The following is a 12,591-nucleotide window of genomic DNA, read 5'->3' on the forward strand; positions in this document are numbered from 1 at the left end:
CAAAAGGGAGGGGACCATCACTTCCTCCACACAAGAAACCCCGTCCTCCCAGGGGTTCGGGGGTGTCTGTTCGGGGGAAAACCCAACCCCCCCCCCACGACCCGGTCTCAGAAAGCGGCGAGGGTGTGCCAGGCCAGGCCCGGTTCTTCCGCGTCGTCGCGGAGGACCACACCCTCGATCAGGCCGTACGGGCGGTCGGCGGCGTAGAAGACCTCGTTGTCGTTCTTCAGTCCGAATGGCGACAGGTCCACCAGGAAGTGGTGCTTGTTCGGCAGGGACAGCCGGACTTCGGCGACCTCGCCGAGTTCCTCCAGCACCGCCTCTCCCATCGCGTACAGAGTCTGCTGCAGGGAGAGGCTGTGCTTGTCCGCGAAGGTCTCCAGGAGGATCCGCCGGACTTCGGCGTGGCTCGCGGCCCAGTCGATCCCCTCGCCCTGGTAGCGCCAGCGCGCGGTCACCGCGGTCGCGAGGATCCGGTCGTTCGTCTCGGCCAGCGTCGTGTACTTGTCGCGCGGGAACCCGTGGAACTCCGAACCGGTCGATTTGAGCACCACGAGATCGTCCAAACCGGACACCACCCACGCCTGACCGTCCTGAATGGTCACCGCGGTGGTGCGCTTTTCGCTACCGGCTTGGGAGAACGCGTGATCGTGGCCCGAGATGCGGTTCCAGCCGTGCTCGTCGATCAGGATCCTGGCGCCGGAGATGTGCTCGAACGAGTCGACGAAATGCCGCCCGAGACGCAGGGCGAAGTCTTCGATCTCACCGACCGGCGCCTCTTTGGCGAAGGCGTAGACGGTGTTCTTCTGGGTGTCGGTCGCGACGACGTCGGCGTTGTCGCCGGTCAGATGGGTGGCCGCGAGGTCGCCCCGCAGCGACGTCGAAACGGTGAGGTCCTTGAGGTGGTGGACACTGCCCTCGCGCCGGACGGTGACGAGCCGGACTTCGGCCTTGCCGTACTGGTTGGGGCCCAGGGTGATGGCCACGGGCGATCAGCTCCCTCGATAGGTGGAATACGCGAACGGGCTCAGCAGCAACGGCACGTGATGGTGCTCGGTCCCGTCGGCGATGCGGAAGGTCAGGGTGACTTCGGGGAAGAACGCGTCCGGGCCGAGGTGGGCGCCGGTGTCGAAGACCAGCCGGTACACCCCGGGTTCCAGGGTTTCCGGGCCGAGGTCGCGGATCCGGCCGTCGGCGTCGGTCCGCCCGTCGGCGACGGGTTCGCCCGCGCCGGTTTCGAGCCGGACCCCGACGCCCGCCGCCGGTCGTCCCGCGGCGGTGTCGAGGATGTGCGTGGTCACGAGACTCATGCCGTCACCGCCTTTTCCAGCCGCAGCGCGGCGATCTCGGCCAGCTCTCGCCCGGCCACTTCGAGTTCCTTCTCTGGGGCGTTCGGGAGTCTCGAACGCAGGTTCTCCAGCAGTTCGGCGCCGCTCCGGCCGCTCGCGCACACCAGGAAGACGTGCCCGAACGCCGCTTCGTACTCGGCGTTGGCCGCGGCGAATTCGCGCGCGGCGTCACCGTCCACACCGGACTGTTCCGACCGCGACCAGCCTGCCTCGGTGCTCTTGCCGTCCGCTTTTTCCCCGATCCGGGGATGGGCGGCCATCGCCTGCCGCACCTCTTCGGGGCGCAACGGGGTGAGCGCCTCGGACATGGCGAGCAAGGCGGTCAGGTCGGCGTAGGGGCGCCTGGCCAGCAGGCTTTCCACCCAGCGCGGGACGTCGAGGCAGGCGGCCAGCACCGGCCGGAGGTCCTGTGCGGGCGCCTCGTTGAACTCTCGAATGGTCAGCGGCACGGGAATGGACGGTACGGCGGCGGATCCACCGCCGTCAACATTTTGTTGAATCGACCTGCGTTGGGATGTCTCAGCAGTCTTGGTCGCGGTTGAGGTAGTTGTAGACCGTGAACCTCGTGACCCCCAATGCCTCGGCGACGGTCGACACCGATTTGCGGAGGCCGAACGCGCCGCGTTCCTTGAGCAGCCGTACCGCGCGTTGCTTGGCGGCACGGTCGAGGGTGTCGAGCTTGCCGCCGAGTTCGCGTTCGACGTCGCCGATGAGGCGGGCGAGGGCACTGTGCAGTTCGACGGCTGGCTCGCTCGTGTCGTCGCCGACCTGCCGGAGCTGGAGGGTCACGCGAGTCGCGCCGCCGTCCAGCGCCGCCCTGGCGATGGCGGGCAGCGCGTCGAGCAGGGTGTCGGCGTCACCGCGGACGAGGGTGCCGAGTGGGCCGAAGTCGGTGGAGAGGCCCGCGTCCTCGGCCTTGTCGCGTGCTTTGACGGCATGCTCGGGTGGCGGGCCCTCGCCGTGGAACGGTTCGCTGGTGAACTCGGCTTCTAACTGCACCAAGCGAAGGTAGCGCCGCTCGGGCTCATTGACGAGCACGGTGGCCGGAGTTAATGTCGGAGTGCGAAACCTCGATTCCGCTCAGTGGAAGTTGGCGGCTTAGATGGACTTGGTGATCAGGGCGGCGAGGGCGATTACCGCCGCCGGTGAAGTACCCGCGACCGTCGGCGTCGAAGGTGGCCGGATCGTCGCGGTGGAACCCGCCGGAGCCCCACTGAACGGCGATCGCGTGCTCGACCTCGGTGAGGACGTCGTCCTGCTGCCGGGTCTCGTGGACACCCACGTCCACGTCAACGATCCCGGCCGCGCCGAATGGGAGGGCTTCGCTTCGGCGACCCGCGCGGCCGCGGCGGGCGGGGTCACCACGATCGTGGACATGCCGCTGAACAGCCTGCCGCCGACGGTCGACGTCGCGGCGCTGGAGGTGAAGCGCAAGGCCGCCGAAGGACGCGTGCACGTCGACGTCGGATTCTGGGGCGGTGCGATCCCGGGCAATCTCGCGGAGCTGCGCGGGCTGCACGAGGCCGGGGTGTTCGGCTTCAAGTCGTTCCTGCTGCATTCCGGTGTCGACGAATTCCCGCCGCTGGACGCGCGCGGGCTCGAAGAGGCGATGACCGAATTGCGGACCTTCGACGGCATGCTCATCGTGCACGCGGAAGACTCCGAGGCGATCGATCACGCGCCCGACCCGCACGGCGAGAAATACGACGACTTCCTGCGTTCCCGCCCGCGTGGCGCGGAGAACGTCGCGATCGCTCAGGTCATCGAACTCGCCAGGAAAACCGGCGTACGCGCGCACATCCTGCATCTGTCCTCTTCGGACGCGCTGCCGATGGTCGAGAGCGCGCGGCGGGACGGTGTCCGGCTGACCGCCGAAACCTGTCCGCACTACCTGAGTTTCACCGCGGAGGAGATCGGCGACGGCGCCACCCAGTTCAAGTGCTGCCCGCCGATCCGTGAGGCCGGTAATCGCGAACTGCTGTGGCGCGGGCTCGCGGACGGCGTCATCGACTGTGTGGTGACCGACCATTCACCGTGCACTCCCGAGCTGAAACGCTTCGACAGCGGCGATTTCGGACTCGCCTGGGGCGGGATCGCCGGACTGCAACTCGGCCTGCCCGCGGTCTGGACGCAGGCGCGGCAACGCGGTTTCGGGCTTACCGACGTCGTCCGCTGGATGGCCGAACACCCGGCCAAACAGGCGGGGATGCGCCGTAAGGGTCATCTCGTGCCCGGCTACGACGCCGACTTCAGCGTGTTCGCGCCCGACGAGGCGTTCGTCGTCGACGTCGCGGAGCTGAAACACCGCAATCCGGTCAGCGCCTATCACGGACGCCCGCTCGCCGGTGTCGTCCGGAGCACGTGGTTGCGGGGCGAGGAGATCACCGGTGACGACCCGGCAGGCGTCCTGCTGACCCGGGGTGAATGCTGAGATGGAGGCGACCGTGAACGACCGTCCTGAGTGGACAGCCCGGCCCGATCTGGCCTCGCGCAGGTTCGGCGGGACCGTGATGTGGGCGACGGACGAGTTGTTCGCCGAGAAGGAGAACCTGGTCAATCCCTGGGTGCCCGCGCACCGGGCGGAGACCTTCGGGCCCAAGGGGCAGGTCTACGACGGCTGGGAGACCCGGCGGCATCGTGAACCCGGCGACGACCAGGCCATCGTGCGGCTCGGGCTGGCGGGCGCGATCACCGGCGTCATCGTCGACACCGCGTTCTTCAAGGGGAACTACCCTCCGTTCGTCTCGGTCGAGGCGTGCGCGGCCGAGGGGTACCCCAGCGCCGCCGAACTGTCCGAAATGGACTGGGACGTCCTGGTGAAACGCGGCGCGGCCGCGGGGCACACGGAGAACTTCTTCGAGATCGGCGGGAGCAAGCGCTACACGCACGTCCGGCTGACCATGCATCCCGACGGCGGGGTGGCCCGGCTGCGGGTGCACGGCACGCCGATCCCGGATCCGCGCCTGCTCGACCCCGGCGCGCTCGACCTCGCGGCGCTGGAGAACGGCGCGGTGGTCACCGGGTGCAGCAACATGTTCTATTCCTCGCCCAACAACCTGTTCTCGCCGGGGCTGGCGGCGCATCAGGCCGAGGGCTGGGAGACGGCGCGGCGCCGGGACGACGGGAACGACTGGGTCACCGTCCGGCTCGCCGGCGCGGGGGTCGTCCGGTTCGCCGAGCTGGACAACAGCAACCTCAAGGGCAACGCGCCGGGCTGGGCGGCGTTGAGCGGCCGGGACGGCGACGGCGAGTGGGTCGAACTGCTGCCGAAGACGCGCCTGCAGCCGGACACCCGGCACCGGTTCGCGCTCCCCGAGGGACCTGAGGTGACCGAAGTGCGGCTCGACATCTATCCCGATGGCGGCATGGCGCGCCTGCGCCTCTTCGGTGCGCTGACCGATCGGGGCCGCGCCGACGTCGCTTCGCGCTTCGAGGCCTCCCGTACCTGACGCGTTTAGTCCTCTGAACGCGGTGGTTCGCGATGCCAACTACCGCGTTTAGAGGACTAAATGCGAGGGTCAGGGGCGCGCGCCCGGCCGGTTCAGGTACACGGAGAACGCCGAGAGGACGATACCCACCGAGAAGATCGCGGTGAGCCACCACGCGCCGCCGATGGACAGGTTCCACACCAGGGCACCCGCCATGAGCAGTGCCATGACGATGTTCCTGAGCTGCAGCGGCGTCGGTTTGGCCATGGGGCCACCTTCTCACGCGGCCGGATTTTTTCGAGCGGCGGGCAACCCCGCGGGTGTGACATGCGTAAGCGACATGTCAACTTCACCTACCCTCAGGGGGAGATCGAAGTGCAAACCCGAACCCGAAGAATCCCACGGCGGCGCCTTGTGCTGTTCGCCGCGTTCCTGGCAGGGAGCGCCGTGTTCGCCGCTCCCGCGGAAGCGACGTCGCCCGAATCCGTGGCGCGCTCGCAGAACAAACCGGTCGAGATGCTTTCGGAACGCACCGAGAACTCGTCCACCTTCGCCAATCCCGACGGTTCCCGCACCACCCAGGTGCACGGCGGTCCGGTCCACGTCCGCCGCGGCGGCGACTGGGTTCCGGTCGACCTGACCCTGCGGAAGAGCCCCGACGGCCTCATCCGGTCGAAGGCGCATCCCCGCGATCTCGTGCTCACCGGCGCGACCGGCACAAGCGGGGATCTCGCCACTGTGCAGAGCCGGGACGGGAAGGTCGCCCTGCAGTACCCGGGCGCGCTGCCCGAGCCGGTCTTGAGCAGTGAGGTCGCCACCTATCCGGAGGTCCAGCCCGGCGTCGACCTGCAAATCAAGGCCACCCGGACCGGGTTCGAGCAGTTCTTCGTCGTCAAGCGGCGGCCCGATCGCGCGCTGACGTTCACCCTGCCGCTGAGAGCCACAGGGCTCACCACACGCACCGACGCGGACGGGAACACGCAACTGGTCACCGCGTCCGGGGCGGTGGTCGGCAGCGTGCCGGCCGCCGAGATGTGGGACTCGCGGATCGACCGGCGCAGCGGCGACCCCGCCGCGAAGGTGAAGGTCGGGAAGGTGGTGGCCGCCAAGGAACGCGGCACCCTCGGCCTCGACGTGACACCGGACGCGAGGTATTTCGACGACCCGGCGCGGGCCTATCCGGTCATCGTCGACCCGGGCGTCTCGGTGTGGACGAACTTCGACACCTTCACGCAGTCGAACATCGCGAGCACCGATCAGTCGGGTGCCACCGAACTCCGCATCGGCACCTATGACGGCGGGGCCACGAAGGCCCGGTCGTATCTCCACTTCGACGTGTCGCCGTTCCGTGGCGCCGAGATCGAATCGGCCACGTTGTCGTTGTGGGGCAACCATTCCTACTCGTGTTCCCCGCGCAACTGGGAGATCTGGGACACCGAACCGGTCAACCCGGGCACGCGGTGGGCGAACCAGCCCTCGCCCAAGAACCGGTGGGCGACGACGAACGCGACCCGCGGCTACAGTTCGGCCTGCGCGGCTGACTGGGTCCGGACCCCGATCGGGAACCTGATCGGCGCCTGGGCCGGTGCGGGGACCGCGACCGGATCGATGGTGCTGAAGGCGGAGAACGAGTCGGATTCGTCCGGCTGGAAGAAGTTCTCGTCCAGCGAGGGTGGCAAGTCGCCGTACATCGAGGTGACCTACCGGAACCAGCGGCCGAACCCGGCCGCCGGCCACGACATCTCGGACCGGGTCGACTCCGGCGGTGTCACCTACACGAAGTCCCTCACCCCGACGCTGCGCTTCACGCCGACGGACCCCGACGGCGGCAACGTCACCGCGGTCTTCTACGTCTACGAAGGCGAAACGATGATCGCGGACTACTGGGCGTGGGACGTCCCCTCCGGCACCGCCGCGACCTGGACGGTGCCCTCGGGACTGTTGCGGGAGAACCACAGCTACCGGTTCCGGGCCACCACGTTCGACCCGGGCGGAGAGTTCGGCGACGACGCCTGGCTCTCGCTGCAGGCGGTGTCGAGCGGGCTTTACGCCGACGTCGCCGCGTGCGGCTGGAACAACGGGACCAAGGTGCAGCAGTGGCCGTCGAACGGCGCGGACTGCCAGAAGTTCTTCCCGTGGGGCACCGGCGACGGCTTCTACCAGTTCCGTGCCAAGCATTCCGGGCAGGTATTGGACAACACCGGCTGCAGTACGGCCAGCGGGAACCCGGTGACCACCTACGATCGCGTCGCGGGCGCTTGTCAGAAGTGGACGATCGAACCGCAGACCGTCGGCACGGGGGTGTACCGGTACGCCGTCCAGAACGCGGGCAAGCTGCTGGACCAGGGCTGCACCGCGACCCAAGGGGCGCCGCTGTTCATCTGGGACCGGATTCCCGGTCGCGGTTGCCAGAACTGGCGGATGCCGGTTTCCCCGGCGAACGGCGTCACGGTGCAGTGGCTGCCGTTCACGGTGAACACAGCGGCCGAGTAGCGCCTCAGGGGGCGGACTGACGTCGTGAGCTGATCACGCCGGTGTCGAAACCGGCGAGGTGGAGCCCACCGGCGAACCGGGCGTGCTCGATCTTGACGCAGCGGTTCATCACGACGTCCAGTCCGGCTTCCTTGGCCTGGTCGGCGACCGGCTCGTGCCACAGGCCCAGCTGCAGCCAGAGCGTGCGCGCCCCGGCCTTGACGACCTCCTCGGCGACGCCGGGGAGGTCGTCGTGCTTGCGGAACACGCTGACCAGGTCGACCTCGCCGGGCACGTCGGCCAAGGACGGGTACACCGGCTGCCCGAGGAGTTCGTCCAGCCGCGGGTTCACGAAGTCGACCTGGTACTTGCTGGACGAGAGCAGGTACGTCGCGACGAAGAAGCTCGGCCGCGCCGGGTTGTTCGAGGCGCCGACGATGGTGACCGATTTCGTCCGCGAAAGGATGCGGCGGCGCTCGACCGCGCCGACGTCGTAGCTCATCCCGCCACCGCCTTGCCGAGTGCCTGATCGAGGTCCCACAGGATGTCGTCGACGTCCTCGAGCCCGATCGACAGGCGGATCAGATCCGGGCCGACACCCGCCGCGCGCAGCTGGTCTTCCGAAAGCTGCTGATGGGTGGTGGACGCCGGATGGATGACCAGTGTCCGCGCGTCCCCGACGTTCGCCAGATGTGACAGCAGTTCCACGGAGTTCACGAACGTCTCGCCGGCCTCGCGACCGCCGTCGACACCGAACGAGAACACCGCGCCCGGCCCGGCGGGGAGGTATTTCTTCGCCCGCTCGTGATGTGGATGATCGGGCAGGCCCGCGTAGTTGACCCAGGCCACCCGCGGGTCCGCCGCGAGGTACTCGGCGACGGCTCGCGCGTTGGCGACGTGGGCGTCCATCCGCTGAGGCAGGGTCTCGACCCCTTGCAGCAGCAGGAAGGCCGAATGCGGGGAGAGGACGGCGCCGATGTCGCGCAACTGTTCGGCACGGAGCCGGGTGCAGAAGGCGTACTCGCCGAAGTTCTCCCAGTACTTCAGGCCGCCGTAGCTCTCGACGGTCTCGGTCATCCGCGGGAACTTCCCGTTCCCCCAGTCGAATCTCCCGGATTCGACGACGACCCCGCCCAGCGTGGTCCCGTGTCCGCCGAGGAACTTCGTCGCCGAATGCAGCACGATGTCCGCTCCGTGTTCGATCGGGCGGCACAGGTACGGCGTCGCGAGGGTGGCGTCGACGACCAGGGGGATGTCGTGTGAGTGCGCGAGTTCCGCCAGCGCGGCGATGTCGGCGATCCCGCCGCCCGGATTGCCGATGACTTCGGTGAAGATCAATTTCGTCCGGTCGGTGATCGCGGCCGCGTAGTCCTCGATGCGGTCTCCGCTGATGAAGGTGGTCTCGATGCCGAAGCGGCGCAGCGTCCCGGTGAGCTGGGTGACCGTTCCGCCGTAGAGCCCGCCGGCGGAGACGATGTGGTCGCCCGCCTCGGCGAGCGCGGAGAAGGTCAAGAACTCGGCCGCCTGACCGCTGCTGGTGGCGACGCCGCCGATCGCGCCTTCGAGGCTGGCCAAGCGCTCCTCGAAGGCCGCGACCGTCGGGTTGCCGATGCGGCTGTAGATGTTGCCGTACTTCTGCAGTGCGAACAGGTTCGCCGCGTCGGCCGCGTCTTCGAACACGAAGCTCGTGGTCTGGTAGATGGGCACGGCGCGGGCGCCGGTCGCGGGATCGGGCGTCCCGCCCGCGTGCAGGGCGCGGGTGCGGAAGCCCCAGGTGCGTTCACTCATCGCACCCGACGCTACCTCGCGTCCCACCCCGTGACCATCGTTCCCATCCCGTGACCACCCCACCCGCGTTTAGTCCTCTCGATGCGGTCGATGCACGCGCAACTACCGCATCGAGAGGACTAAACGCGGGAAAGGGCTAGCCGAGTGCCGCGCGAAGGCGTCGCTCTCGTTCCTCAGGAGTCTGCCGGGGGCAACTGGTGCACTTCGGGTTCCCCGCCTCGTAGATCAGGCAGCAGGAAGCACGGCGCACCACGGTGTTCCGCCCGACCCGGGAGAACCGCGGTTCCGGCAGCCCGAGGCCGATCGCGGCCACGAGCGGCGCCGCCAGCTCGATCGCCCGGTCGGTGTCGCCGGTCCACAGCAGGCGGTTGCCGATCGAATCCGTCGCGATCGCGCCCAGCGCGCGCGGATTCGCGCCCGTGACCGCCGAGATGGTGCCGATCGCGGTGCCCAGCGCTCCGGCGAACGCCTCGCCGAGTTCGGCCGGCCCGCCGGAGAGGACCCGTGACGAACGGGCGCCGGTGAAGCGGCCGTCCGGGACGAGATCGATGGTCACGGCGTCGAGCGAAGGATCCAGCGGCTCACCACGAACGAGAGACTCGACGGAAGGAGCGACGAGTACCGAAGACAGCGAGTACCACCAGATCGTGCCCAGAACCTCGGGCCGAGAGCAGCCATAGAGCTTCGCGGCGCCGCCTATGCGAGCGCTGACCCAGGTCGCGTCGGCGAGCAGGGTCGCGGGTGCCTCCATCAGGGCACCGGCCGGTACAGCGTGACGCTGAACGACGTGGTGACGTCCACCGGATCGGTGATGGCGTCGAGCCGTTCGCGGCGGCCGTCGCGGTGGAGATGGTGCGCGCTCGGGCCCATCTCGACGACCTGGCGGAGCTGGGCGGGCAACAACTTCACCTTGTGGGTGACCTCGCGCCGGTCGACTTTGTCGAAGCGTTCGCCGAGGGTTTCCTCCAGCCGCGCGTCCTTGCCACCGTCGACGGAGATCACCAGGTCGCCCAGTTCCCGGAGGTGCCCGGGGTTCGGCGTGGCGACGACCAACAGCCCGTCCGCGGTCAGGACGCGATGGAACTGCTCCGCGTTGCGCGGCGCGAAGACGTTGAGGATCAGTGAGGCAGTCGAGCCGGCCACCGGCCAGGGCTCCCACAGATTCCACACGGCCGCGCCCGCGCGCGGGTGCGCGCGAGCGGCCCGGCGCAGCGCGACGGCGGAGACGTCCAGCGCCAGTCCGTACGCGGCGGGGACGGCGTCGAGCACGTGCGCGAGGTAGTAACCCGTGCCCGCGCCGGCGTCGACGATCAGCCCGCTCTCGACGTACTCCGAGGCGACCTTCGAGAGCGCCTCGGCGAGAGGGAGATAAGCGCCGGACGAGAGGAGGTCGACGCGGGCCGCGACCATCGGGGCCGTGTCCGCCGTGCCCGCCGGGATGCGTGCGTGCAGAAGGTTGACGTAACCCTGCTTCGCTACGTCGAACGAGTGGCCGCGCCCACAACGCACCGTGCGATCGGTTACCCCCACCGGGTCACCGCACACCGAGCACAGCAGCGACCGGACGATCTCTGGTGGCAGTGGGTCATTGCCGGGGTCGCGGGTGCTCATGGGGATATTCGACCACGACGTTTCGCAACCGGACAGAACGCACCAGGTCTCCGGAAACCTGGACGTAACAACGCCGCACCGACAGTTCACGCGGGTGAAACCTGAATCGCCGCCCGAGGAAACACCGCGGACCAAAAATTCCTGCGCAGTACACCCCAGGCACGGGAGGAAGATTGTGCTGAACGCAGGAGATACGGCATGGGTATTGATCAGCGCCGCGCTGGTCATGCTCATGACACCAGGACTCGCGTTCTTCTATGGCGGCATGGTCCGCGCGAAGAGCGTCCTGAACATGTTGATGATGAACTTCATCGCGCTCGCCGTGGTCGGTGTCCTCTGGACGTTGTACGGCTTCACGATGACGTTCGGCAACGACCTGGGCGGCGGTCTGCTCGGTAACTTCGATTTCGCCGGTCTCTCGAACATCTCCGGCAAGCTCGCCGGGTTCGCCACGGCCGCGACCGACACCGCGCCCGAAGTGGCCTGGCCCGGCGCCGACGCGCTGCCGTTGTTCGCGTTCGTGATGTTCCAGCTGATGTTCGCGATCATCACGCCCGCGCTGATCTCCGGTGCCATCGCCGACCGCGCCAAGTTCTGGGGCTGGACGCTGTTCGTCGCGGTGTGGGTCACCATCGTGTACTTCCCGGTCGCGCACTGGGTGTTCTCGTTCAACGGCTTCATCAGCGCCGACTCGGTCGGCGGCTGGATCGCCAACCAGCTCAAGGCGCTGGACTTCGCGGGCGGTACCGCGGTCCACATCAACGCCGGCGCGGCGGGTCTGGCGCTCGCGATCGTGCTCGGCAAGCGCAAGGGCTGGCCGAAGGGCACCGGACGCCCGCACAACGTGCCGTTCGTGCTGCTGGGTGCCGCGCTGCTGTGGTTCGGCTGGTACGGCTTCAACGCCGGTTCGGCGCTGGCCGCCAACGACCTCGCGGCCGTGGCGTTCACCAACACCACCGTCGCGACGGCGGCCGCGATCCTCGGCTGGCTGATCGTCGAGCAGATCAAGATCGGCAAGCCGACCACTCTCGGCGCCGCGTCGGGGGCCATCGCCGGTCTCGTCGCGATCACCCCGGCCGCCGGATTCGTCAGCCCGCTGGGGGCCATCGCCATCGGCGTCATCGCCGGTGCCCTGTGCGCCCTCGCGATCAGTCTCAAGTTCCGCTTCGGTTTCGACGACTCCCTCGACGTCGTCGGCGTCCACCTCGTGGGTGGTCTCGTCGGTACGCTGCTCATCGGTTTCTTCGGCACCACCAGTGTCAACTCGCTCGGCGTGGACGGACTCTTCTACGGCGGCGGTCTCGGCCAGCTCGGCAAACAGGCCGCGGCGGCGGGAGTGGTCCTCGTGTACTCGTTCGTGCTCACCTTCGTCATCGGCTGGGTGATCAAGAAGCTCGGCGGGTTCCGCGTCAGCGCGGAGGACGAGGTCACCGGTATCGATGAGGCCCAGCACGCGGAAAGCGCGTACGACTTCTCGGGTTCCGCGGGTGGCATCGGTCAGCACTCGGCGGTTCCGGTCAAGTCGTCCACCGGCAACGCGGCCACGAAACTCGAGGAGAGCAAGGCATGAAACTGATCACCGCGATCGTCAAGCCGTTCACGCTCGACGACGTCCGTTCCGCGCTGGAGCAGCTGGGTGTGCTCGGCATGACGGTCAGTGAGGTCCAGGGCTACGGCAGGCAGAAGGGCCACACCGAGGTCTACCGGGGTGCGGAGTACTCCGTGGACTTCGTGGCGAAGCTGAAAGTGGAGGTCGTCACCGACGACGCAGGTGTGGAGAAGGTGCTCGACGCGATCACGACCGCCGCCCACACCGGCAAGATCGGCGACGGCAAGATCTGGGTGACGCCGGTCGAGACGGTCATCCGGGTAAGGACCGGCGAACGCGGCTCGGACGCCCTTTGACGCTCGGCATATGGCGGTGTCTTGGAATTGACCAGAAC

Annotated in this window: 14 protein-coding genes; 5 read left to right on the forward strand and 9 right to left on the reverse strand. The window is 68.3% G+C overall.

Annotated features, from left to right (window positions below):
• Positions 1–107: 107 nt before the first annotated feature.
• The 4 genes from pucL to ACZ54P_RS36645 all read right to left on the reverse strand — a co-directional run bounded on the left by pucL (position 108) and on the right by ACZ54P_RS36645 (position 2,348).
• Positions 108–986 (reverse strand): factor-independent urate hydroxylase, encoded by an 879-nt coding sequence (pucL, locus tag ACZ54P_RS36630; RefSeq protein ID WP_465466203.1) that lies wholly within the window; start codon positions 984–986, stop codon positions 108–110.
• Positions 987–992: 6 nt separating this feature from the next.
• Positions 993–1,310, reverse strand: a complete 318-nt coding sequence (gene uraH / locus ACZ54P_RS36635; protein ID WP_465466204.1) for a hydroxyisourate hydrolase — start codon at positions 1,308–1,310, stop codon at positions 993–995.
• On the reverse strand, positions 1,307–1,798 hold the full coding sequence (gene uraD / locus ACZ54P_RS36640; protein WP_465466205.1) for a 2-oxo-4-hydroxy-4-carboxy-5-ureidoimidazoline decarboxylase: 492 nt from the start codon (positions 1,796–1,798) through the stop codon (positions 1,307–1,309). Before uraD ends, uraH begins: the two co-directional genes overlap by 4 nt.
• A 70-nt stretch (positions 1,799–1,868) precedes the next feature.
• On the reverse strand, positions 1,869–2,348 hold the full coding sequence (locus tag ACZ54P_RS36645; RefSeq protein ID WP_465466206.1) for a helix-turn-helix domain-containing protein: 480 nt from the start codon (positions 2,346–2,348) through the stop codon (positions 1,869–1,871).
• 103 nt (positions 2,349–2,451) lie between these two features.
• Between ACZ54P_RS36645 and allB the strand changes: the two genes are divergently transcribed.
• Complete coding sequence (gene allB, locus ACZ54P_RS36650; RefSeq protein WP_465466207.1) at positions 2,452–3,780, forward strand: allantoinase AllB; 1,329 nt, start codon at positions 2,452–2,454, stop codon at positions 3,778–3,780.
• Position 3,781: 1 nt separating this feature from the next.
• Complete coding sequence (gene alc, locus ACZ54P_RS36655; RefSeq protein WP_465466208.1) at positions 3,782–4,798, forward strand: allantoicase; 1,017 nt, start codon at positions 3,782–3,784, stop codon at positions 4,796–4,798.
• A 69-nt stretch (positions 4,799–4,867) separates the two neighbouring features.
• On the opposite strand, the gene ACZ54P_RS36660 is transcribed toward alc, so the two are convergent.
• Complete coding sequence (locus ACZ54P_RS36660; protein ID WP_167386368.1) at positions 4,868–5,044, reverse strand: hypothetical protein; 177 nt, start codon at positions 5,042–5,044, stop codon at positions 4,868–4,870.
• Positions 5,045–5,152: 108 nt separating this feature from the next.
• Here ACZ54P_RS36660 and ACZ54P_RS36665 point away from each other — a divergent pair, with 108 nt between their 5' ends.
• Positions 5,153–7,270 (forward strand): DNRLRE domain-containing protein, encoded by a 2,118-nt coding sequence (locus tag ACZ54P_RS36665; protein ID WP_465466209.1) that lies wholly within the window; start codon positions 5,153–5,155, stop codon positions 7,268–7,270.
• Between the two features lie 4 nt (positions 7,271–7,274).
• Here the strand turns inward: ACZ54P_RS36665 and ACZ54P_RS36670 are convergent, their stop codons facing one another.
• The 4 genes from ACZ54P_RS36670 to ACZ54P_RS36685 form a co-directional block, all read right to left on the reverse strand.
• On the reverse strand, positions 7,275–7,751 hold the full coding sequence (locus ACZ54P_RS36670; protein WP_465466210.1) for a CoA-binding protein: 477 nt from the start codon (positions 7,749–7,751) through the stop codon (positions 7,275–7,277).
• Positions 7,748–9,037, reverse strand: a complete 1,290-nt coding sequence (locus ACZ54P_RS36675) for an O-acetylhomoserine aminocarboxypropyltransferase/cysteine synthase family protein (protein ID WP_465466211.1) — start codon at positions 9,035–9,037, stop codon at positions 7,748–7,750. Before ACZ54P_RS36675 ends, ACZ54P_RS36670 begins: the two co-directional genes overlap by 4 nt.
• Positions 9,038–9,173: 136 nt before the next feature.
• Complete coding sequence (locus tag ACZ54P_RS36680) at positions 9,174–9,788, reverse strand: (2Fe-2S)-binding protein (protein ID WP_465466212.1); 615 nt, start codon at positions 9,786–9,788, stop codon at positions 9,174–9,176.
• Complete coding sequence (locus ACZ54P_RS36685; RefSeq protein WP_465466213.1) at positions 9,788–10,648, reverse strand: putative RNA methyltransferase; 861 nt, start codon at positions 10,646–10,648, stop codon at positions 9,788–9,790. Before ACZ54P_RS36685 ends, ACZ54P_RS36680 begins: the two co-directional genes overlap by 1 nt.
• A 175-nt stretch (positions 10,649–10,823) precedes the next feature.
• Between ACZ54P_RS36685 and ACZ54P_RS36690 the strand changes: the two genes are divergently transcribed.
• Positions 10,824–12,218 carry an ammonium transporter gene (locus ACZ54P_RS36690; protein WP_465466214.1) on the forward strand — a complete coding sequence of 465 codons (1,395 nt, stop codon included), beginning with the start codon at positions 10,824–10,826 and terminating at the stop codon, positions 12,216–12,218.
• Positions 12,215–12,553, forward strand: coding sequence for a P-II family nitrogen regulator (locus ACZ54P_RS36695; protein ID WP_076155332.1), 339 nt, complete (start codon positions 12,215–12,217; stop codon positions 12,551–12,553). Before ACZ54P_RS36690 ends, ACZ54P_RS36695 begins: the two co-directional genes overlap by 4 nt.
• Positions 12,554–12,591 lie beyond the last annotated feature (38 nt).

The sequence above is a fragment of the Amycolatopsis sp. NPDC034160 genome, from assembly GCF_055575355.1.

What these genes read in the sequence shown, in the direction of transcription:
- ACZ54P_RS36695 (WP_076155332.1), top strand. Translation starts at nt 12,215, where the DNA reads ATGAAACTGATCACCGCGATCGTCAAGCCGTTCACGCTCGACGACGTC.
- allB (WP_465466207.1), top strand. Translation starts at nt 2,452, where the DNA reads ATGGACTTGGTGATCAGGGCGGCGAGGGCGATTACCGCCGCCGGTGAA.
- ACZ54P_RS36680 (WP_465466212.1), bottom strand. Translation starts at nt 9,788, where the DNA reads ATGGAGGCACCCGCGACCCTGCTCGCCGACGCGACCTGGGTCAGCGCT.
- ACZ54P_RS36685 (WP_465466213.1), bottom strand. Translation starts at nt 10,648, where the DNA reads ATGAGCACCCGCGACCCCGGCAATGACCCACTGCCACCAGAGATCGTC.
- alc (WP_465466208.1), top strand. Translation starts at nt 3,782, where the DNA reads ATGGAGGCGACCGTGAACGACCGTCCTGAGTGGACAGCCCGGCCCGAT.
- ACZ54P_RS36670 (WP_465466210.1), bottom strand. Translation starts at nt 7,751, where the DNA reads ATGAGCTACGACGTCGGCGCGGTCGAGCGCCGCCGCATCCTTTCGCGG.
- uraH (WP_465466204.1), bottom strand. Translation starts at nt 1,310, where the DNA reads ATGAGTCTCGTGACCACGCACATCCTCGACACCGCCGCGGGACGACCG.
- ACZ54P_RS36660 (WP_167386368.1), bottom strand. Translation starts at nt 5,044, where the DNA reads ATGGCCAAACCGACGCCGCTGCAGCTCAGGAACATCGTCATGGCACTG.
- ACZ54P_RS36675 (WP_465466211.1), bottom strand. Translation starts at nt 9,037, where the DNA reads ATGAGTGAACGCACCTGGGGCTTCCGCACCCGCGCCCTGCACGCGGGC.